Source organism: Enterococcus sp. DIV2379 (assembly GCF_050542965.1).
Classification (GTDB): Bacteria; Bacillota; Bacilli; order Lactobacillales; family Enterococcaceae; genus Enterococcus_D; species Enterococcus_D entomosocium.
This window is the reverse complement of the sequence record NZ_CP172938.1, coordinates 669,058-690,498: the sequence shown is the minus strand read 5'-3', so window position 1 is coordinate 690,498 and position 21,441 is coordinate 669,058. Positions and strand designations below refer to the sequence as shown.

Genomic DNA, 21,441 nt, shown 5'->3' with positions numbered 1-21,441 from the left:
TTTCAGCAATTTGAACATTAATCAAGTTGCTTTTTGTAAATCTTCTGCCAGCGCTTCATATACGACGTTAAGGCATACTGTTGCTCAATCGTTGCTCTGGCTTGTTGGCTGCTTTTGATTCGTTCTTCCTCGTTAGCTAACAGACTGCTCAACGTCTCGATCATTGCTTGAATATCACCGGCAGCTACTAGGTAGCCGTTTTCACCCGATTGGATCAACTCTGGGATTCCCCCAACCTTCGTCGTTACATTGGGGATACCTGCCGCCATGGTTTCTAAGATCGCCATCGGCAAGCCTTCGTGATAAGAAGGGAGAAAATGGATGGCTGCCTTACGAAAAACAGCTGGTAACGCATCGGTTGCTACCCACTCATTTAAGAACACATTGGTGAGAGCCTCTTCTTGGAGCTGTTGGGCAACCTGTTGATTTTCTTGATCGCCAAATAACATAAAGCGAATCTCGGGAAAGGAAACAGCCATTGCTTTTGCAACTGCCAACAGATCAAAACTGCCTTTTCTTTGCCCGATCCTGCCAAGAGTGATGATCCATTTTGCGGTAGGGTCATAAAAGGATTCCTCCGGCACCGCTACGGCATTTGGCAAGACCTCGATTGAGGTATCGGTAATCGTTTGGTAAAATGCTGACCAGCTACTACTTAGCACTACGAGCTGATCCACCCGAGCTAAGGTAAAACGGACCCACCACTTTGCCCATGAAGGACTGTTTTGATAAAACTGGTCAAATTGCGAAGCATGCATATGAAAAATCGTCTTGCAATGTTTTGGTGCTAGCAACAACAGCAAACTCTTGCGATAGAAACTGCCCTTTTGCGCAACGTGGAAATGAAGGATCTGGCACCTTTCTTTTTTGATGTGCCGACGAAACGTAAGAAACGCTTTGAGCTGCGTCCAATATTTTCCTTTTTCCGACCAAGTCTTATGGACGACGAAACGCACGTCCTCTGGCGCTTTTGCTTTTTGGAAATTATGAATGACCGTTGCGATCCCCCCTTTTGCTGCTGGATCTGGACCGATAAGTAAGATATTCATGCTTTGTTGATTTTCCTTTCTTGTACAAATCTAGTTACCTGCTTTAGTTCCTTGCGATAAAGAACAACGACGAAGAGCATCAGCAGCAAAACGAGGCTCTTTTCCAGCCAAAGAGTCCGATTGAATGCCGTAAACAGCGCAAAGCAATACAGCATGATCGAAAGGCTGATTTGGCGTTTGACTGAGAACCCTTGCCAATAGGTCATCGAAAAATATGTACGGGCAAAAAAGAAGACCAAGTACCCTAATGCCGTAGCACAAGCCGCTCCTGTGGCGCCAATTGTCGGTACGAGTAGGAGATGACCAAGGGATGCGGCTAAGACCGCCAGCAAAGAGGCAGCAATATTCAAATGACTTTTCTTATAAAAAACGATCCCGAGATTGGTCGTTTCACTGATCGTCATCATCAAGGGATAAAAACATAACAAGGGAAACAAGTACTGGGCCTCTAAGTAGTCTTGCGACAATAAGATGACGATCGTTTCTTTGAAAAAGACCATCAGTAAAAAGAAAATCGACAAGACGATCATGATAAAGTGACTGACTCGTTCGTAATAAATCAATGGTTTGCCTTTTTTGAACCATTCATAGGAGGTGGGAATCCAAAAATTGGCAAAACTAACTTGTAGAATCATCAAGGCACTTGCCACTTTGAATGCAGCCGTGTAGATACCCAAAGCGGCAAAATCAGCAAAATAGCGCAGCATCATTTTGTCGATAATCATTAACAGGCTATAGAGGAACGTTCCCACCACCGTCGGCAAGCCAAAACGACTCAGCTTTTTGATCAGGTTGCGATCGATTTGGCGAATGAGCGGCATAAAAAGCGCCAGGTTTGCCAGAATCAACAGACAATCACCGATAATCTGACCGAAGAGCATGCCATAGACCACCGTAATAAACGTCGGCGGACCAAAAAAGAGAAACAGCAACGTGATGAACAAGACCATGAATTTCACCAAAATACTGTAAACGGAGAACTGGATCGCTTTGTTTTGCATTCGAACCGTTAACAAAAGAAACCGTTCAAAAATCAGCAGTCCCGACGAAAGAGCAAATAAATAAATCGCACGGGTGTACTGTGGAGATTCAAATAAAAGCTGCGAAAAATCTGCCGCAAAAACCACTAGGATCAGCTGAAAGAAAAATGAACCGAGCAACGGGACGAGCATCGCTTGTTGCAATAACTCGCGTTTGTTTTCTTGGTCATGGTATTCCCTCGTAAAGGCTTGGTCGAAGCCGAGATAGATCACGTATATCAAAAAGGTCTGTGCAAGGAAAAACATACTGGTCTTCCCATATTCTTCGGGTGTCAAAAAGCTGGTCGTTACGGGCAAAAGCACCAAGTTTAAGACCGCCGAACCTAACGAACCGAGGGAGAAAAAGCCCAGCCTCAAAAGTAATTTTTTCAATCAGTTGTTCACTCTTTCTCTGTTAAAATAATGCCTCCACAAATCAATCCTAAAAAGGTGGAAGACAATGCCGAATACAAAACATGCCCGGCAAAAAAACTATAAAAAAGCACCACGATCAAGGCAAAACTATAAACCGATCGTTTTCGTGGCTGAAAGGCCAAATGGACAAAATAGGCGAGCATTAGCAGCAATAACGCTATTCCCAGTAGGCCTTGCCCGAAAAGGGTGTCGAAGAAGTCCATTTCAATTAAGCCAAGACGACCAAAGTGTGCCAAACGGTATTCAAAGCCTTGGCCAAAGATCATGGTAAAGTGTCGGGCCTCATCATTTAAGAAGGCGTTCATCCCACCAATCAAAAAATCACTTCTTGAACTAGAAAATAGCCGGATCAAGTCCCCGTCGAAAAGATGATAAAAATACACCATGCGAAGATAGGTTCCTTCGACGGCTTGGATCAGCAATGGTAGTCCTTGAATAAGCAGCCAAGCAATCGTAATAAAACTCATAAACCAGATAAACAATTGTTGCAGAAATGCTTTACGTTCAATGCCTAGCACCAATCGGATTAAAAGATAGAACAACACACCGACACCATAAAACACGCCGGTTTTCGTACCGACCAAGACCAAACAGACGAAATTTCCAGCGAATAAACTAGCCAAAAACAGTGAAAACTTATGGGTCTGTTCTTTGATCGAAACAATTAGTGCCTGGACTGTAAAGGTGATTGAAACAATAAAGGCAAAGCTCGTATCATTATTGGCAAAGAAATAGCCTTTATACCCAGCATCAGAATTGTCATAAGTTTGGTAGCCTAGCCCTAAAAAATAAGGAATCAGTAGCCCCAAGGTGAAGCAGACACTGATAACAATAAACAAGCTGTCGTAGTGCAGTTTGGAGAAGTCGTTTTTTCGTTGATAGACATAATAAGGAATCAGTACCCATAAGAGGTATTTGATATACACCGATAGATCCTCGATCACCCACTGCCAGCTGTACCCTAGAAAAAGTGCTTGTAACAGAAAAATCGTAAGCGTCACAGCGATAAACCCATACGTTAAATATGTATAGTAGCTATGGGGAATCTTTTCTGTCACGATCATAATCACTAAGAACAAAAAGAACAGCAAACGGTAGAACACGCCAATGGGAAAAGGAATGCCCAGACTTAGAAATAAGCCGTTTAAGACGTCGATTATCGGAAAAATGGCCACAATCCCCAGGAAGAAGCGGTGATGGCTTTGCTGTTTTGATTTCATGCGTTTCTTCTTTTTTCTCCCCACACATACTGTAAAAAGCGTAAATTTCCTATGATATAGCGATCAAACATCCTGACTGGCTCTTGCGCAAAGCGATAAAACCATTCCAAACCTGCCCGCTGCATCCACAAAGGCGCTCGTTTGGTTTTGCCTGCGACGATATCAAAGCTGCCGCCAACGCCCATCGCAAATGGCACTTGCAACACTTCGCTGAATGTATCGAGCCAAATCTCTTTTTGCGGGCTAGAAAAAGCGACAAACAGCAAGTCTGGTTGCGTCCGTGCAATCTCTTTTGCCACGTCCAATGATTCGACTTCGGAAAAATAGCCATGGTGAAAACCCGCTATGTTCAGGTCGGGATAGAGCTGTTGGTCATGTTTGACGACGGCTTCTACGACTTCGGCAGTTGCTCCTAAATAATAAGGACGCCAGCCTTTTTCTGCTGCCAATTTGACCAGCTCGCGAAAAAGATCGATGCCTGTTACCCTTTCTGGTACCGGGCACCCTAAATATTTCGCTGCCCAGACAATCGACTGCCCATCAGCCGTGATCAAAGCTGCCCGATTGACGATCGATCGCAACGAGGGATCTTTTCGCATCAAGTTTATTTTTCCCGCGTTAATTGAAACATGCTGTGCGGGCATCCCCTGTTCGATCATTGCCTCGATCTTAGTAATGGTTTCCTGAAAGTTTAAGGAATCGAGATTGCTGCCTAAAAGTGATACACGTACTTGTTGCTCCATTAGAATGCTCCTTTGGGTAAGAAAACAACGCCAATCGTTTTCATAATTATTTTCAAGTCCAATAACCAGCTCAGGTTATTGATGTAATAGAGATCCAATGCGACCATCTCTTGAAAGCTCAATTCGTTTCGTCCACTGACTTGCCACAACCCTGTGCACCCGGGTGTGACACACAATCGTTGCTTGTCTTTTTCTGAATAACTGACGACTTCTCTTTCTAAAGGAGGACGGGGGCCGACCAGTGCCATCTCCCCTTTCAAGACATTGATCAATTGGGGCAGTTCATCAAGACTCGTTTTTCTTAAAAAACGGCCTAAGCGCGTCACTCGCGGATCTTTCTTCAGCTTGAACATGGCCCCTTCAATTTCGTTTTTATCAAGGTATCGCCCTAATAATTGATCGGCATCAGGCACCATCGTTCGAAATTTGTACATCACAAACGTGGCCTCATTTTTGCCAACACGAACTTGCTTAAAAATAATCGGTGCCTGCCAGTTAGAAAATTTGATCCCTATACAAATCAGCAGTAACAGCGGGCTAAGGACGACTAATAAGCCCAAGCTAAAGATAGCTTCTATCGTGCGTTTCCAACGTAAATAGCTAGTCGCTTGAACCCTTGACTGCTTGTCTAAAGCGGGTCTTTCCACAAAGTTCCCCTCCTTAATAATAGTAATTTTCACCCGTGTCCGTGCCATTCGCAACGACACCTAAGATGTTTGCGTTAACTAGGCGTAGCTTTTTGACGGCATTTTTTGCGGATTGTTTGTTCGTTTTATCCGCATGAACGACTAAAAGTACACCGTCGACTTTCTTGGCTAGGATCAAGGCATCCGAAACGACATTGACTGGTGGCGTATCAATAATGACCACATCGTATAGTTGTTTGACCTCTTGCAAGGCTGCGGTCATTTTCGAAGAAGCGAGCAGATCATTAGGGTTTGACATAATGGCTCCACTAGTGATGATTGAAAATTCGCAATCTTCTAAAATCACTTGTTGGACACAGCTTTCGATCGAGATGTCCCGTCGGATATAGTTGGACAAGCCCACGTGCATTTCTTGTGAAAACAAATAATGTTGGGTGGGTTTACGCAGATCCGCATCGATCAATAAGGTTCGGTTCCCTTTTTGGGCATAGGCGACCGCCAAATTTGCCGAGACCGTGGATTTTCCCGTACCGCTTTCTCCTGAAGTAATCAAAATCGTTTGAGCATCTTGTTGTTGGCATAAATAGTCGACATTTTCGCGAATCAACTTGACTTGTTCGCTGATGATGGAATAATTTTCCTTCATGCTACGCATCACACACGCTTCCTTCCTCTAAAGCTTCTCGACTGGATGGTTTTAAACGAAGCAACTCGTTTTTCTTTGCTTATCTCTCCGATGACCTTTACCCCTAAGACCTCTTCGATTTCCGTATTCGAAGCAAAACTGCGCTCAAAAACCAACAGGAGGAACACATACGTAAAAGCGAAAAGAAGACTTAAAAAAGTGGTCAAACTGTACAACAAAAACTTGTTTGGACGAGCAGGCGTTTCTTGTGGCAAAACGGTTCCTTCTGCTAAGATCGTGACATTATCAATGTTCATGATTTTAGGGATCTCTTCACTAAAAACGCTGGCGGTCGTATTGGCGATTTCGGCTGCGATCTTCGGACTTTGATGGTAAGCGTTGATTTCGATGATCTGCGAGTTGGTGGCATTGGTAACACTCAAAATCTCCGACAATTCAGACACATCGTAGCTTTCCTCTAGCGCCTCACTGACTTCATTTAAGATGCGAGGACTCATGATGATGGTGCTATAGGTACTGACGAGTTGAAGGTCTGCCTGAATCGTCTGGTTTTCCAGACGATTGCCAGCTATCGTTTCTGACTGACTAATCAGCAACTGTGCACTTTTTTGATAAATGGGTTCAGCAAACAGGGTTAGATAAAGCAACATCGCTAGTAAGGGAATACTAATGATCATGAGGATCCAGCCTATTCGTTGCTGAAGGACTTGCTTCAATTTTTTCATATTTATTTCTTTATTCATTGGTTTTCCCTTTCAATAACAGAAATAGCAATCAAACCATTTACTGGGCGCTTGGTAATGACCCAAGAGAATAGGCAGCCTCGAACCTCGTTTTACCTGTCACAATATTTTTCGTGTCAAAAACGATTTTTTGTTTCATCGCTTGAATGGCTGCCGGCGCTATGTCTTTAAAGGCATCATGGTCACAGAGGATCAATGCCAGATCACTGTCTGTTAGTGCTGCTTCAATTTGTGCAACATCAGAAGTGGCGACATAAGGATCATAGGTAGTGACTTGCAGAGCTTTCTTTTGTTTCAATCTTTTGGCGATCTCAACAGCCGGACTTTCTCTGGCATCGTCAATGTTGCCCTTATACGCCAACCCTAGGACCGCGATTTTGTTTCCACCATGAATCGCTAAGATCTCTTCGACTTTTTTTATAATGAATTCAGGCATCTCTGTATTGATCATCCGCCCCAATTGAATTAACTTCGCGTCATCAGGTGCTGCCGCGACAACAAAATACGGATCGACTGCTAAGCAATGACCGCCGACACCAGGTCCCGGTTGATGGATATTGACCCGTGGATGCTGATTGGCTAACTCAATCACTTGGAGTGCATCAATGTTTAGGCGATCCCCAATTTGGACCAATTCATTGGCTAGTGCAATGTTCAAGTCGCGATAGGTGTTTTCCATCAATTTCGATAGCTCAGCGATACTTGCAGAAGTCTCCAGCACGTTTCCTTTGACGAAGGTCTTATAAATGCGTTTGCCTTGTTGGGTGCAAGCGCTCGTCATGCCACCAATGATTCGATTGTTCATCACCAGCTCTTCAAAGATTTTCCCTGGCAAAACTCGCTCTGGGCAATGCAACAAATAGAGATCTTCTCCAATGGTATAACCTGCTTTTTCAAAAAATGGTCCAACGATGTCTTCCATCGTGCGGGGTTGAATGGTCGATTCAACAATGACTGTGTTGCCTTTTTCAAGATAGGGTAAGATAGCAGCCATCGCCGCTTTCACGTAGGACAAGTCGCAACTACCAAATTGATCGGCGATATTTGGCGTTGGTACGGCAATAATAAAGACATCCGCTTTTTCTGGAACCAACTGTGCATTGAATGTCTTTTTCGCTAAAGCTTGTGCTAGATAGCGATCAATGTCGGGTTCTTCGATTGGTGCCTGACCTGCTTGAAGTGATTGAACGACTGTTTCTGACACATCAACCCCAACGACTTCAATCCCATGGTTTGCAAAAGTAAGTGCTGTGGGCAGCCCGATATACCCCAATCCAATAACGTTTACCTTCATTCGCTCTTAACATCCCATTCTGCTAATTGTTCTTCACCGGGTTTATAAATCAGTTTTTTCGCCACTTGTCCTTCTTCTAAAGCAAAGGAAACTTGTCCAGTGATGGTTTCACCTACAGCGATCTCATTGCCAAACATCGCCATGGTATGATCAAGTTCAAGAAATTCTCCCTCTTCAGTTTCTAAAAGAAAATCAATCGAACCTAATCCAGCGGCAACTGACCCCATATTTTCTGCTGTGATGGTAAATGTATGTAATACTTGTTCCCCATCTTCTGTTTTCTTTTGATTGATTTCTTGTTTGTCGATGATGATCTTTAATCCACCAATGATCGATTGCGGCTCGGCATTGCTTTGATCCGTGATTTGTTCGATTGGTTCGCTGCCTTGGGTAGTATCCGTCTTTGCTTGGTCATCCGTCGAGCAAGCCGCTAAAAAACTCCCCATGAGGGCAAGGCTAAAGAGGCTAACGATTTTTTTCTTCATGTTCATTTGCTTTCTCTCTTTCTATCAATGAAGAGCCCCTTGCAACAGGCAAGGTACAAGGGTCTCTCATAGTTTTTGTTTCTTATTCTGTGATCGAAACGGTTGCTTGTGCGATTTCTCGTGTGCTTAAGTCAGCAAAGCGATGCAATGCATGGATCGTCATCTTGCTGTCTTTCGTCACGCTGTTGGCTTGTTCTTGGTTCAAATAAGCGGTAAACGTGCCATCCGCAAAACCACTTACCCACAGAATCATGCCATCAATTTCAAGTCGTCCAAAGTTGATGTCATCTCCTGTATAGGTTCCCGTAATGGTTCTGTCACCCAGCTTGTATGGGTCTGGTGTAATCGTACCAATAAATTCTTTATCGATAGTGACTACACTGCGATCCAATTCGGTGTCCACTGGACGGCCATTAACAACCTCCCGATGGTAAGCAACCAATTCAACTGTTTCCGCATCGCGAATTAAATTACGTGTATCTTGATTGACAAAGTAAGTAAAGGTTTGGTCTGTTGTGTTAAAGGTACCACCCCATGAAACTGAACGCCCATCAACGATCAAGTTGGCGAAATTCACATTACCAGTAAAGGTTCCGGTAATTTCACTCTCTGTCACTTTGAAGGCTGCTGGTTGAATCGAACCTGTTGCTTTGACAATTTCTACCGGCTGCAACACCAGCTTATGATCAATCGTTTGTCCATCGACTGTTTCACGATGGTAAGTTTGTAATTCAACTTTCGCTGCTGTTCTGATCTGGTCTCTAAATTGTGCGTGAACAAAGAATTCAAAGCGACCCGTCTCTTTATTGAAGGTACCACCCCAGTTACCTACCGATTGTCCATCAATCACCAAGTTGGCAAAATTGATATCCCCCGTAAAGGTTCCCGTAATCGTGGTATCAGTGTAATTGTATTTATCTGGTGTGATCGTCCCTTGAAGTTGATCAATCACTGTTACTTCTTTGGTTTCTAGCACTTCGATGGCTTCCGTGTTGCCATTGATTTGACGATTCAACGCTTGGATCTCAACTTTGTCGCCCGCTTTGATCCCAAGGTTCGCTACATAAAACGAGAAGGTGCCATCGGCATTGAAGGTACCACCCCATGCATTAGAAGGCGTGCCATTGATCACTAAACGTGCAAAGTTGACATCACCCGTAAAGGTCCCTGTAATCATGGTTTCACCAACTCGGTATTGATCCGGTGTGATCGTACCAGCCAAATCTCTAGTCAATTCAACAGTTGTCCGATCAAGTACTTTGCCATATTGATCCAAGGCTTCGATTTCTACGACATCATCTACGGATTGGATGCGATTGCCGATAAAGAATTCGAACGAACCATCAGCAAAATTCCCACCACGAACGGATGACCCATTTACATACACACGGGCAGAAGCAACATCACCGGTATACGTTCCTCTCAGGAACTGATCGCCCGAAGAAACATTGTAGCTTGCTGGTGTGATCGTGCCTTCGGTGATTGTAGGTACCGCAGTAACTACCGTTGACGCAACATTAGATGTCAACCCGTTTAAAGTCGCCTGTGCTTGAACAACAGTGCCTTCTTTTTGCAAAGGAATGGTCAAGCTGTATTTTCCATCACTACCGATACGTCCATTGGCGATAATTGTGCCATCAACTGTTATTTCAATTGATGCATTTGGCTCACCCGTACCATTAACTTGAGTTGTTGTTGTAGTAATTTCAGATATTGTTGTCTCTGTCAAAGATGCTCGAGTAACCGTTGTTTGAGCAGATGATTCTAAACCGTCAATTGATGCGTTGACAAGAATAACAGTGCCGGTAGTCTGTTTAGGAATTTTTATCTCATAGTTACCAGTAGAATCTACCGTTCCAGAAGCAATTACTTCATTGTTTACAAAAATATCAATAGCAGCATTGGGTTCTGCTTTACCAGTAACAGTTTCGTCTTCATTGGTTACTTCATTGACTGTGGTTTGTGCAATTTCTTGTCTTTTAACAAAACTTCCTCCAGCGATTCTTCCAACTCTTCCCGAGCTGAAGTTTGCTTGAAAGTCAGGATTGTTCGAAATTAAGTTAGACGTTACCTGTCCTGTAGTAAAAGTATTTAACGAAAAGACTGCTGTCAAATGACCAGAATAACTGTTTGTTGGATTATCTGTTTGCGTATTCCCTACAGCCCAAGTGTCCAAACCATTCAATGACTCAATAGCCACATCAGTTGGCTTCGCATATGCGCCCAAAGCTGGTCCTCTCGTATTTGTCACTAGGAAATTCGACCCCTTTTCGAAACTCATTAAATTTCCAGTCTGAATCGTTGATTCTGTTCCTTCAGAGCTTGCTTCTAGAGTAGCTCCATCTTTAACTGTCAAGGAGCCGTTTAGCAGCATAATCGCTTCATGATTCGTGACTTTAGAAGTCGCACGTAATTTGGCATGCTCGTGAATAGTCATATAACCATTTGCTACAGGTGCATAAATAGCTATATTTTGTGAAGAATCGAAGTTCGCCTCACCACGGATATTGATAGCGGGTACTTGAGTGACATACATGCCAATTCCTCTAGATTCTACGTTTAAAACAGCCCCATCTTCTACAGTGACTCCAGTTTTTGAAATAATGGCGTTAATAGCTGACGTATTTTTGAAATCGACATTTGCGCCTTCTTTAATAATCAAATCTCCACCTTGGAAATTCTCTTCCAGACTCGCTGTAGCATCAATTGTCCCATATAAATTTGCTGTACCATGTGCAAGATAAATAAATTGGCGACCAGACGATGTTACATCACGATAATTTACTGTAACATTTTGAAATTCTGACCAAAAAAATGAGTAAATTTGTTGGTTGATAAGGTTGATATTTTCAATATTGGCTACGATTCCTGTAGCAGCTAAACCAACTGTGAAAAAATTCAAATCAAGGGTATACCCATTTCCGTAAATATTTTTGTTAGTAGTAATGTTAAATGTTCTAGTCAGACTAATATCATTTTCTAAATAAATGTTTCGAATCAAAGAATTCTGTAAAGCAGATATGAACTCTTCTGTAGTCCGTACATGGGCATCTTGAATGTTTCTCGCTTGAATTGACTCCGTTGTCTCTTCCTCAGTAATGCTGGATATGCTGTCATTTCCTTCTGATTCAACAGGTGCTTCTTGTTCTGCGGTTTCTTCTGTTGGAGTAGTTTCTGCAGCATTCTCTTTATCCGGATCAGCGACATCTTCTTTGGTTGTATCAGTATTACTTTCTGGATTTAGAACTGGTAGACCACTTTGCCCCATAGATGACTCGCTTGTGCTTTCGATTTGCACCTCCGGTAAAGCAGCACTCTCATCTGAAGCAAAAGCGGTAATGGGTAGAGTTGATAAAGTTAAATGACTAATCAACAATAAACCTGTGACTTTTTTACTAAATTTGTTATTCATAAGTAACTCCTTTTTCTCTATTCTTTCTCTTGTACTTTAAAGATTCATTTCACGTTTTTATCAGTCACCCTTTCTTACTCCCTCGAAAAAATCAGTTATAGCTCTTATCGGAACAACCTATTCGATACAAACTATCTAAAAACCTAAATTAGAGCTATAAAATAATGCTTTTTTGACGAAATTTTATCGTTTTTAACGAGATTAAATTTACCATGGTTGATCATCAATCGATAAATCAAGATTTGCAAACCTGTATGAATAAATTGATTTTCATTTTCTTTTTAAATAAGGCATTTTAAAAGTTTGTGCAAAAAAAGTGTTATAAAAAAAGACGATTCCTTATCATTTAAAAAGGATCGTCCATTTTTGTTATTACCTGTAACCACTTGACTCAATACGATGGATACAAGGTTTCTGCCTACTAATTCTTAGTATTATCACAAACATTTTTAATAACAGTTCCTTTCAACAGAACGCTTCTTTTCTTCAAAAAAGGTCCCAAAAAAAGCAAAATAAAAGAAATTGTATGTAATTTTACACATCTTCTAAAAAAATTCATTTTTCTTTGGTATACTAAACACAGATCTGCATATCATTAGATTTACGTTGCCCGTTAGTGAAGTTTCAGGCAACGTTTCTTTATGGGGGATAGATAAAAATGGAAGAGAAAAAGATTTTTGAGAAGCGGTGGTTATTAGCTACCAGTGAACAACGAGAGAAATACCATGCCTTGATTGCCTCTTACCCTTCGATCGAATGGACATTCAAAGAAAAAAGCTACCTTTTATGGCTTTGTCAGTTAGATAGTGATACGTTCAAAACCTTTGAAGCAATTTTTGATAAACTAGTAAATGCCAACTAACTGTTTCAACGTAGGCTGTTCTTTCACCAAAATAACCCAATCTTTTGGTATTCAGGAACAGTGGGCCTATTTTCAGATAACTCCCTTTTTTATTAGATGAACGAATAAAAGCCGCAACCGTTGATCGCAACGGTTGCGGCTTTTCCTTTTAATTTATCCACACATGTCCTCGTCATGCTCTTTTTCAACACGTATATTAGGCTGTGGGAGCGTTTAACGCTTGCCCTAACTGAGGATCGATTTTTTCAATCACTCTTTGCCAATCTTGATGATCGGGGATTGCTTTGAGCAAAAGATAATCAGTCGATAAGATGAACTCTGATAAATATTCACTATAATTTGTAACCACAAGATCAATGGCATTTCCCTTCAAATAATCGGTCGTCAATTCATTGATTTTTGGAAAAAATACCAGATGATCATTGCCGACATAACGCAAAAAGCGCGCACGAATCGTGTGACAGGCATAGAGATCGCCTTCTATTATCAATGCGATCCGTCTGACTTTTTGAGCATAGAGCTCCCTGATTGCTTCACTGTAAAGGGTCAGTGCCGCACAAATATCTACCAGATACTCCTGCTTGATCCCAAGAATCGCTTGGTGCTGCTTCATAAATGCCAGATTCCTTTGATAAGCGGCAGAACGATGCTTCTGCGCTTCATTTTTTACTTCTGTTAGCAAGTGATTTAAAACGGGCGCCAGTTGCTCATTGATTTTCTTTGACAGGAAAAAGGCGTGGATCATCGTCTTGACCCGTTGGGGCTCTTGAAAGGAAATGCATTCTTGAACGAAGCGCTGACTCAGTTCTTCGAGTTCAGGATACAGTCCAAACGATGCAACGAATTGCTGCTCTTTTTCAGGCTCGGTCAAAGTCCGTTTCATCACGGTCACTAAATAAAGCCACATAATTTCTTGTTGCGGCAGTCTTACTCGGTATAGCGCTTCGATTTTAGGTGCTAAGTCATTCATTACGGCAAATGCCTCATGGGTTTCGATGATTTTTGCCAACGATTGAGGAATCTGAACCGTCTTTCCCAATTGGTAACGCTTGATCGCAATATACAAGCTATAATAAAAATCACTCGGAGAAACGCCTGTATTCACCAGCTCTGCGGGAATTTCTGAGAAGACATCACTGACTAGTGCAATCAGTTCTTTGGGGGGCAATAGCGTATGAGGGGTGACATCTGATTCATAATAAAAATCTTTAAAGAACTTGCGAATATTGGCTTCGGAGCCACTCAAATTAACCGGTTGCAAGATCCACTCCACATGATACTTTCGCAACGTCACAGAAGCAGTATTCAAATAACGACGCATCGTACTTTCTGATACATACAAGCGCTGCGCCCACTCTTCAACCGAACAGAATTCACCGTGGAAAATGGCTTCCACGATTTGATACATTCCTTCTTCTGCAACAAGCTCCTTTTTTTGGGACAAGTATTTTTTCGGATTCGTTTCCCTAAAATGATAGCCATTGGCTACAAGCGAAAATTCGGCTGCCTCTTGTAGATAGGTTTTCAATTCTTTGATATCCGAGCTGATCGTCCGTTGGGTCACATCAAGTTTGTTTGCTAAACTTGCGATGGAACAAGTCCGTTCTCGCTCAAAAGTATTTAACATTTGAAGCCAGCGAACGGTCGTCTTATTTAGCATAAAATTTAACTGCAATTCTCTCATTTTCCCCTCCATGTTTCTTCCTCACCGACTAGTGTCTTTACTATAGTACAATATTTAGGTGCATAAAAAAACCTTGCTATTTCCCAAATTCACATTAAGAAGCTTCTTGAATGTGTACTTAAGTGAACAAACAAGGTATTCTCTATGTAGACTTATTTTTGTGCAACTGGAGGAATTCGTATGACAAATATGGTTTATGGGTACGCACGTGTCTCCACAAGACAACAGGATCTCTCGCGTCAGTTAGATTTACTTGACCGGTATGAGTGCAATAAAATTTATACGGAAAAGATCAGTGGTGTTCGTGCGAATCGTCCTGAATTAAATAAATTAAAAAAACGAGTGAAAGAAAACGATAAAATCATCATTGAAAGTTTCTCGCGACTAGGAAGAAGTACCAAAGATCTCATTGATCTTGTCTACTTTTTTGAAAAAAAAGGAGTAAAGCTTATCAGTATCAAAGAAAATTTTGATACGCAAACCCCACAAGGGAAATTGATGATGACTGTTTTCCAAGCCTTTAGCCAATTCGAACGAGACATCATCGTCGAACGGACCAAAGAAGGCTTAGAATCCGCTCGTGCTAGAGGAAATATCGGTGGTCGCCCACGAATCGATCCTGGACTGATTCAACACGCATTGAACCTTTATCAAAAAGAAGGAAAAGCTGTTGTGGATATCTGTGCCCAAACAGGGTTAAAACGATCAACTTTTTATCGTTATCTTAGTCTGGAAAAAGAGGAGATCGTTTCATAAATACAAGTGCTGGCTAAACTTAGTACTCTCGGCTGCTCACTATATAAATAAACAGGACGAACATTGCTGATGTTTGTGATTGCTTTTTTGTTCTCTCTTAAAGCAATTCATCCAGCTTGTTCGTCCTGTATGTTTTATTCTTCTAGCTCTTTTGTCGATCCTATTGTTATTTTCTCCATGATTTCTTACGGTACAAGAGCACCAACCCGCCGATTAAGAATAGGATACCTGTAACACTTAGCAAAACACTGCTTGTTTCTCCTGTTTTTGGCAGTTTCTTAACAGTGGATTGTTTGCTTGCTTTGATCGGTGTTGTCTGTCCTGTTGCTGAGGGGTTGTCTGATTGTTCTGATGGACGTTTTTCGTTTTTCTCATCATCGTTTGTTTCTGACGTCTCTGTCTCAGGACGTGCCTTAATTGGTTCTTCTGTTATTGGATCAGACGCTTCAGTTTCAGGAATTTCAGTCCCAGGCGACTCACTTTCCGGGCGATTTTCTTCTGGTACTTCTGTTGGCGTTTCGTCAGGTGTTTCGCTGACTTTTGCTTGTATAGTAATCACGGCATGGGCAATCACTGCTCCGTAATGGTAGGAAACCGTGTATTGACCGACTATGTTGTTGTTCACTGTGCCATTGACTTCTACTTCTGAAAAGGCTACTTTTTTGCCATCACGATCGGTGGCAGAATCAAAGTTTGTTTCTGGCAACCATTCATCGCCTTGCTTGATCGTTGAATCGTGGACTTTTAGGGATGTTTCATCCGCTTTGACGGTGATAGTGGCTTTGCTTTCTACACCACGATAAATGTAAGTGACCTCGTACTCGCCTGCTTTCGTTGTGTCTGCTTTTCCTGTAACGGTGATATCTTCAAAATCAACAGGTTTACCATCCCGATCTGTTGCGCTATCGAAGTTGTCTTTGCCTGTCCAGTTTCCCCCTGTGTACAACTCGCTATCGTGGACTTTGACTGTAGTTTGATCGGCTTTGACGGTGATAAGGGCTTTGCTTTCTAAGTCATGATAGCTGTATATAACTTCATACTCGCCTACTTTCGTCGTATCGACAATCCCTGTGACAGTGATATCCCCAAAATCAACAGATGAACCGTCTCTATCTGTTGCATTATCGAAATTATCCTTAGCTGTCCAGTTATCCCCTGTGTACAACTCGCTGTCATGGGCAGTCACCTTGGTTTGGTCGGCTTTGACGGTGATCACAGCTTTTGATGCTACTCCATCATAACGATAAACTACCTCATAGGACCCCGGTTTTTTAGTATCTACGCTTCCTTCAACGTTCACATCCGCAAACGAAACTGGGTTGTTATCCCGATCTACGGCTTGATCAAAGTTATCTTCTGCGGCCCAGTCATCGCCGACGTATATCGAAGAATCATGAACCTTAATCGCAGTGAATCGTGGTTTTACGAGTATCGTTGCTTCTTTACTCACATGATTCAATTGATAACTGATTTTATACGTAGCGGCTTTGTTAGTATCTACTTGTCCGGAAACACGACCACCCTCAGCAATAAATTCCTCATAAGTCAAAGTTTTGCCTTCTTTTGAAATAGCTTGCTCAAAATTATCCGCCGCTGTCCATGTATCTTGTTCATAAATCGTGGTATCTTTCACGGTCAGATCGGTATAGTCAGTCGGTGCTTTTTGATAGACGTACGTCACCGTTACTTCGCCACGAGGAAGAACACCTTTTGCATTCGTTGGCAGTTGACTTGTATCAAGGATGTACCCCGGAATTTGTGGAATAAACGCACTTGTAGAGACATCATAAGGCTCATTGGTACTATCATTGATCGTTTGGGAAGGATAGATTTTCATACCAGTCTCATCCACATATTTAATGGTCAGATGGCTATTTGTAAAGCGAATATTATATGTTGCTGTAAACAAAAGGTTACCGTTAGCGTCATTGTATTCCAAAATCGCTGTTAGACCATAATAGTTGATTATAAAACCTGTAAAACTTGTCCATGAAATGTGTAGCGGGTTATTTCCTAGTATCTGTTGTGTGAACCCCAAGCCCTTCAAGATATAAATTTCATTCGTTTTATAGACATAAAAATTTTCCCCCAGTTGAGGATATTGGTACAAAGTTTGCTGCGCATATTTTTCAGGAATCGGTAGAACTAAGTCTAGTGCCTTATACTTGATGGGATCATACTCAACGGTAAGGTCATAAGTAAAATTTTCTGTACTCTTCGCTTGTTCTGTGGATACGACTTGATTCTCCATGTTTCCTAAATTGGTTTCTGCTTTGGATACTCCACTAGCTTCGATTTCTGCATCTTCTTTATTCACAGCTGCATAAGGCTGGCTTCTATCTTCCTTTAAATTGATGGACTCTGCTTGGCTCGCATTCGTTTCTGAGGATACCATATCAGCAGCTCTCGCTTCTTGTGATGCAGCTGTTTCTCCCCTATTCATATCTACTGCTGGCTCTGTCAGCAATGAATCAATTGTATGTAGCGGTGGCGTTTGTTCCTGTATTTGTTGTCTTTCTGTTGCCTGAGCGATCGGCCATGTGCTTGGAAAGGTTGTCCCTAAAATCAGCATCCCTATTAAACCGCTCTTAATTATAACTACGCGTTTTTTCATTTTTACTTTTTCTCCTTTTTCTTTTTCCAAACTTTATTCACACTTACTTCCGTTCCAATCTGTCCAAATTTTGGTTGACTGCAACTGGCAGGGGTGTTTTCTATAAAATAACTCCCTTAAATGACTGTCCTTCGCAAAAATATGTGGGCGCCGCATCTTTAACATGAATTCCTTCAATTTTCAAGGGATAAGACTTCTTGAATGGCCCAGAGTATTATATAATTTACTTAAAACGAATGGTTTTTATATTCGATCGCTGATCGCTCCCACAGGGTCTTGAAAGAGGTGGTGACATCAATGTTAGAAAATTTATCCATCAACTTACATCGAGATAAGGCATTTTCTCGTCAAGTAAAAATTCTGCAAGTGCTAAATGCAGCACCCGCAGGATATCACCCGCAAGAGTTGGCGACATTATTGGGACTTTCCTTGCCTACAGTCTCTAAAGAATTAAGTATTTTAAGCGACAGTTTGCCGAAAGATCTGGTCAAGATCAAACTTTCTGGATCCAACATCGTTTCGATTGAGTATGCACCAAATGCTTCAATCAATTCTGCCATTCAGCTTTTGGGCATGGAAACGTTGGAGTTTAAAATCATGTCTAGTATCATTGATAATAAAAAATACTCTATTCACCGAGCAACGATCGAATTTGGCTATTCCCGCAGTCATCTGTTGCGAACGATCAGTTATATGAACAAATCTTTACAAACCTATTCTGTGACCATCGCAACGAATCATCTTGATTTTATCGGTACCGAAGCCGATATTCGCTTTTGTCTGTTTGTCTTTTTCTCCGCTTATGGCGATAGCACGATCTTAGATAAAGACAGCCCTGCAGATGCGCGTCTTCTGGTCCAAAAAGCAAAAGAAGCCAACAAAAAAGATTTGCATTACAGTCATTATCGACTTGCCCTATGGCTAAGTATTGCCAAGCGTAGGTGGCGCTATTCTTACTTTTTGACATTGCCACCGTCTTTAGAACGCAATCTATTAGAGAAAGAACGCTTCGCTGTTTTCTCAAAAATATTAAACGAACATTATTTAAAAAAATACCGGATCATCCACTTGCCGCAACAAGAACTCCTTTGGATCTTCCTCAATGCTCTCCACTGCATTTCGTATAGTACGATGGATATTAATGGGGAAAGCGAGGCGGATTACATTTTTCACCATACAGAGAAACCAGAAATTCTCGCAGAAGTTGCTGCCTTTTTAAAGAAACCTGGAATAGCTATCCTTCCTGCAGCATCACACAAAATCATCGCATATCTCGTAAATCTCCGCTTGTTAACGATGATTTCTGCGAATTACGAATTTGCCGATCCCCAGATCAAAACCTTTGTTGAAGCGACATTCAAGACGGACTACCTTGCTTGGAATAAATGGTTGAAACAGTTTAATGAACAAAGTCGTTTCTTTTCGTTTACTCACTTAGAGCATGTCGCAGTTACGTTGACCTTGTTAAGCGAACTTTCTTCTAGCAATCAGTTGAAAAAACATCTCAAAGTGGCCTTTGCTTTTCAAGGTGGTGCTGGATTAGATGCCTTTTTAGCCGCATCAACAGAGCTATTCAAAAATGACCATACAGAAATCAGTTATTTTTTTGAAGTGGCTCCTGATGAACAAGAATTGATCCATCGAGAAATTGATTTGATCGTTAGCAATTTTGACTTGCATCTGAAAAGTAACCCCAAATTTCAGCAACTACGAATTTCCAATGTTCCTACCCTTTCGGACTGGACGATCATCCACAAAACGATTGAACAGCTGATTCAGCCAAGAATCACACCGATTCATTGACCTAAGGAAACTGTCGGCCTTCTTGAAGGAAGCGCCGTCAGTTTTTTCATTGCATGGTTTGCTATTTTAGTCCTTTCCTAAGTATCCATTTTTCTTTTCTCTTAGCGTGTCTATTTTTTTCACATCAGAAAAAAATCAGACCTTTTTTCAAGATTCCTCTCCTAACAAATGCTTTTCTTTTCAAGCGCAGCGTAAAAATTCATTGTCTTGTTTTCGTGTGCTGCTCGTAATCCCTGAAAAGTTGGGATGTTTGGTGTATTTTTTTATGATAGAAATTTTAGCAGCTACTCTTAGCACCAAATGTGAAAAGCGTTATTTTAAAAGCAAAGAAACATACGATCAAAACAGACTGCATGTTTTAAATAACTTTTGTATCTATTTTTTTTATTTACTAGAAAAAAAAGAAATCTTCTCCCCGCTCCTTTTTTGTATAATAGGTAAAAAGAGAGGGGGACCAATGTGGATTTTATCAAAGAGCTGCACTCCTTTAAAACGATCGTTGAAGAAGGTACGTTTACGAAAGCTGCTGCTAAATTAAACTATGCCCAATCGACGGTTACGAACCATATCAAAAAGTTAGAAGAAGAGTTAGAAGTAGCGTTATTTTTGGAAGGAAAAAGCAATGTACTCACGTTGGAAGGTGAATTGTTGAAACAGGCGGTTCCTGGTCTGATCGCTCAGTGGGAGGAGGTCAAAGAACAGTTGCTCAATGCTTCGAACACAGTCGAATATTCTTTACGGATGGGCATCGTCCCCCCTTATGACATGTTGATTTTACCGGAGCTTCTCCATGTATTTTCCCACCAATACCCAAAAATAAAATTCGAGATCATGGTGGGATCCACGCTGGCATTAGCCGATGCATTAAAAGAAAATCGTATTGATTTTGCGTTATGCTCACTTCCTCACGAAGATTCCTTTGTCTATGAAGAACTTTTACAAGAAGAAATCTGCTGCATCACTTCGATCACGAACCCATTGATCATTAAGGAATTAGCCGACCTTACAGGAATCCATCTATACAGTTCCGGCGGTGACTGTCCTGCACTTAGAAATATCGAGGGCTACCTTGACCAGTGTGTACCTTCGCTCCAATGGGAATATGTCAGCAGCAGCACGACGATTCCTTATTTGATTGAACAAACAGGCTTCTGCGGTCTAGTCCCGCGTTCGATCATTGATCAAACATGCGCTCAAGTAAAAATTTTATCACTGCCTTTACCGAATCTCCGCATGACGATTGGCTTACTGTCAAAGCAACCATTGACACTTTTCCCGAATATTACAAAAAAGTTTGTCTTTGAGTTAAAAATGCGCTTACTGTAACTGTTATAAAATCAGTTTGATCACGATCGATTTTTATGCAGTTATTCTTCAAAAAAAAAATGATAGTATTTATTCTAGCAGCAAAGAAGCAGCGTGAAAACAAATAGCCGCACAACCTCTTTCTGTTCTACAGACGTTGTGCAGCATAGCTTTTCATTTCGCTTATTATTATTCAATCAGATGATTACCTCTTGTTTCGCCACTCACTTTTTGTTATCATTTTACTTTTTTTATGCAAACTGGTACGATTATTCATACTATCCGCAGGAGATAAAAAAGCCACTGTTGTTCTTTACATTTCAGAATTTTTTACCGATTATAAAAAATAGAAACGTTCTTTCATCCTTTCCAATGTATACTCTACTTTGGAAAAGAACAATCACCAAAAAAGGCTGGACTTGAAAACCGTTCGATCATGTTTTTAGTAGCAGGCAGTTATTGCTCAAGGAGCCTATTTTTGCAATTGTCAGAAAAAATAGACGATGAGAAAAGGAGGAAAAACTATGTTTATCATTGAAGCGATCTTCAGCTTTCTAAGAGACACATTAGGTGTGATCCTGGCCATTCTCTTAGGGACGCTTTGTTTGTCGATGGTGATCAATCTGATCGTTATCGTTGTAAAAAACACCTATTCAAAATTTAAAAAGAATTATTAACGAATCGCTGTCTTCTAATAGATAGCTTTTTTAGATAGTTTTTTCAA

The 21,441-nt window shown here is 41.3% G+C and carries 17 protein-coding genes; 5 read left to right on the top strand and 12 right to left on the bottom strand.

Going from position 1 to position 21,441, the window contains the following annotated elements; genetic code table 11:
• Positions 1-17 precede the first annotated feature (17 nt).
• The 10 genes from IGI92_RS03215 to IGI92_RS03170 all read right to left on the bottom strand — a co-directional run bounded on the left by IGI92_RS03215 (position 18) and on the right by IGI92_RS03170 (position 11,693).
• Positions 18-1,049: a glycosyltransferase family 4 protein gene (locus tag IGI92_RS03215; protein ID WP_016611289.1), complete on the bottom strand. Its 1,032-nt coding sequence runs from the start codon at positions 1,047-1,049 to the stop codon at positions 18-20.
• Complete coding sequence (locus IGI92_RS03210; protein ID WP_430608030.1) at positions 1,046-2,461, bottom strand: lipopolysaccharide biosynthesis protein; 1,416 nt, start codon at positions 2,459-2,461, stop codon at positions 1,046-1,048. The genes IGI92_RS03215 and IGI92_RS03210 overlap by 4 nt, the downstream gene beginning before the upstream one ends.
• Positions 2,462-2,469: 8 nt before the next feature.
• Entirely contained in the window at positions 2,470-3,723 is a 1,254-nt protein-coding gene (locus IGI92_RS03205) for an O-antigen ligase family protein (RefSeq protein ID WP_430608027.1), read from the bottom strand.
• Positions 3,720-4,466, bottom strand: a complete 747-nt coding sequence (locus IGI92_RS03200; protein ID WP_008377984.1) for a WecB/TagA/CpsF family glycosyltransferase — start codon at positions 4,464-4,466, stop codon at positions 3,720-3,722. The genes IGI92_RS03205 and IGI92_RS03200 overlap by 4 nt, the downstream gene beginning before the upstream one ends.
• Positions 4,466-5,113: a sugar transferase gene (locus IGI92_RS03195; RefSeq protein ID WP_042890094.1), complete on the bottom strand. Its 648-nt coding sequence runs from the start codon at positions 5,111-5,113 to the stop codon at positions 4,466-4,468. The genes IGI92_RS03200 and IGI92_RS03195 overlap by 1 nt, the downstream gene beginning before the upstream one ends.
• A gap of 13 nt (positions 5,114-5,126) precedes the next feature.
• Complete coding sequence (locus IGI92_RS03190; protein WP_008377979.1) at positions 5,127-5,768, bottom strand: CpsD/CapB family tyrosine-protein kinase; 642 nt, start codon at positions 5,766-5,768, stop codon at positions 5,127-5,129.
• Positions 5,768-6,502 carry a YveK family protein gene (locus tag IGI92_RS03185; RefSeq protein ID WP_086316894.1) on the bottom strand — a complete coding sequence of 245 codons (735 nt, stop codon included), beginning with the start codon at positions 6,500-6,502 and terminating at the stop codon, positions 5,768-5,770. Before IGI92_RS03185 ends, IGI92_RS03190 begins: the two co-directional genes overlap by 1 nt.
• A 40-nt stretch (positions 6,503-6,542) precedes the next feature.
• Positions 6,543-7,796 carry a nucleotide sugar dehydrogenase gene (locus IGI92_RS03180; RefSeq protein WP_016619491.1) on the bottom strand — a complete coding sequence of 418 codons (1,254 nt, stop codon included), beginning with the start codon at positions 7,794-7,796 and terminating at the stop codon, positions 6,543-6,545.
• Positions 7,793-8,287, bottom strand: coding sequence for a hypothetical protein (locus tag IGI92_RS03175; RefSeq protein WP_008377972.1), 495 nt, complete (start codon positions 8,285-8,287; stop codon positions 7,793-7,795). Before IGI92_RS03175 ends, IGI92_RS03180 begins: the two co-directional genes overlap by 4 nt.
• 76 nt (positions 8,288-8,363) lie before the next feature.
• Positions 8,364-11,693, bottom strand: a complete 3,330-nt coding sequence (locus IGI92_RS03170; protein WP_430608023.1) for an immunoglobulin-like domain-containing protein — start codon at positions 11,691-11,693, stop codon at positions 8,364-8,366.
• 658 nt (positions 11,694-12,351) lie between these two features.
• On the opposite strand from IGI92_RS03170, the gene IGI92_RS03165 reads away from it, so the two are divergent.
• A complete protein-coding gene (locus IGI92_RS03165) occupies positions 12,352-12,555 on the top strand; it encodes a hypothetical protein (protein ID WP_005232004.1) in 204 nt (67 codons plus the stop codon).
• A gap of 196 nt (positions 12,556-12,751) precedes the next feature.
• On the opposite strand, the gene IGI92_RS03160 is transcribed toward IGI92_RS03165, so the two are convergent.
• Positions 12,752-14,239, bottom strand: coding sequence for a helix-turn-helix domain-containing protein (locus IGI92_RS03160; protein ID WP_016619493.1), 1,488 nt, complete (start codon positions 14,237-14,239; stop codon positions 12,752-12,754).
• A gap of 180 nt (positions 14,240-14,419) precedes the next feature.
• On the opposite strand from IGI92_RS03160, the gene IGI92_RS03155 reads away from it, so the two are divergent.
• Positions 14,420-14,995 carry a recombinase family protein gene (locus IGI92_RS03155; protein ID WP_005232006.1) on the top strand — a complete coding sequence of 192 codons (576 nt, stop codon included), beginning with the start codon at positions 14,420-14,422 and terminating at the stop codon, positions 14,993-14,995.
• Positions 14,996-15,161: 166 nt separating this feature from the next.
• Here IGI92_RS03155 and IGI92_RS03150 read toward each other — a convergent pair whose 3' ends face one another.
• On the bottom strand, positions 15,162-17,609 hold the full coding sequence (locus IGI92_RS03150) for a bacterial Ig-like domain-containing protein (protein ID WP_430608020.1): 2,448 nt from the start codon (positions 17,607-17,609) through the stop codon (positions 15,162-15,164).
• Between the two features lie 297 nt (positions 17,610-17,906).
• Here IGI92_RS03150 and IGI92_RS03145 point away from each other — a divergent pair, with 297 nt between their 5' ends.
• The 3 genes from IGI92_RS03145 to IGI92_RS03135 all read left to right on the top strand — a co-directional run bounded on the left by IGI92_RS03145 (position 17,907) and on the right by IGI92_RS03135 (position 21,394).
• Positions 17,907-19,412: a helix-turn-helix domain-containing protein gene (locus tag IGI92_RS03145; protein ID WP_016611300.1), complete on the top strand. Its 1,506-nt coding sequence runs from the start codon at positions 17,907-17,909 to the stop codon at positions 19,410-19,412.
• 459 nt (positions 19,413-19,871) lie between these two features.
• Positions 19,872-20,738: a LysR family transcriptional regulator gene (locus tag IGI92_RS03140; RefSeq protein ID WP_008377960.1), complete on the top strand. Its 867-nt coding sequence runs from the start codon at positions 19,872-19,874 to the stop codon at positions 20,736-20,738.
• A 503-nt stretch (positions 20,739-21,241) separates the two neighbouring features.
• Complete coding sequence (locus tag IGI92_RS03135; RefSeq protein WP_008377957.1) at positions 21,242-21,394, top strand: hypothetical protein; 153 nt, start codon at positions 21,242-21,244, stop codon at positions 21,392-21,394.
• The last annotated feature ends 47 nt before the right edge of the window (positions 21,395-21,441 follow it).

Coding starts and splice junctions, on each gene's coding strand:
- IGI92_RS03215 (WP_016611289.1), bottom strand. CDS start 1,049: ATGAATATCTTACTTATCGGTCCAGATCCAGCAGCAAAAGGGGGGATC.
- IGI92_RS03205 (WP_430608027.1), bottom strand. CDS start 3,723: ATGAAATCAAAACAGCAAAGCCATCACCGCTTCTTCCTGGGGATTGTG.
- IGI92_RS03200 (WP_008377984.1), bottom strand. CDS start 4,466: ATGGAGCAACAAGTACGTGTATCACTTTTAGGCAGCAATCTCGATTCC.
- IGI92_RS03190 (WP_008377979.1), bottom strand. CDS start 5,768: ATGCGTAGCATGAAGGAAAATTATTCCATCATCAGCGAACAAGTCAAG.
- IGI92_RS03185 (WP_086316894.1), bottom strand. CDS start 6,502: ATGAATAAAGAAATAAATATGAAAAAATTGAAGCAAGTCCTTCAGCAA.
- IGI92_RS03180 (WP_016619491.1), bottom strand. CDS start 7,796: ATGAAGGTAAACGTTATTGGATTGGGGTATATCGGGCTGCCCACAGCA.
- IGI92_RS03175 (WP_008377972.1), bottom strand. CDS start 8,287: ATGAACATGAAGAAAAAAATCGTTAGCCTCTTTAGCCTTGCCCTCATG.
- IGI92_RS03170 (WP_430608023.1), bottom strand. CDS start 11,693: ATGAATAACAAATTTAGTAAAAAAGTCACAGGTTTATTGTTGATTAGT.
- IGI92_RS03165 (WP_005232004.1), top strand. CDS start 12,352: ATGGAAGAGAAAAAGATTTTTGAGAAGCGGTGGTTATTAGCTACCAGT.
- IGI92_RS03160 (WP_016619493.1), bottom strand. CDS start 14,239: ATGAGAGAATTGCAGTTAAATTTTATGCTAAATAAGACGACCGTTCGC.
- IGI92_RS03155 (WP_005232006.1), top strand. CDS start 14,420: ATGACAAATATGGTTTATGGGTACGCACGTGTCTCCACAAGACAACAG.
- IGI92_RS03150 (WP_430608020.1), bottom strand. CDS start 17,609: ATGAAAAAACGCGTAGTTATAATTAAGAGCGGTTTAATAGGGATGCTG.
- IGI92_RS03145 (WP_016611300.1), top strand. CDS start 17,907: ATGTTAGAAAATTTATCCATCAACTTACATCGAGATAAGGCATTTTCT.
- IGI92_RS03135 (WP_008377957.1), top strand. CDS start 21,242: ATGTTTATCATTGAAGCGATCTTCAGCTTTCTAAGAGACACATTAGGT.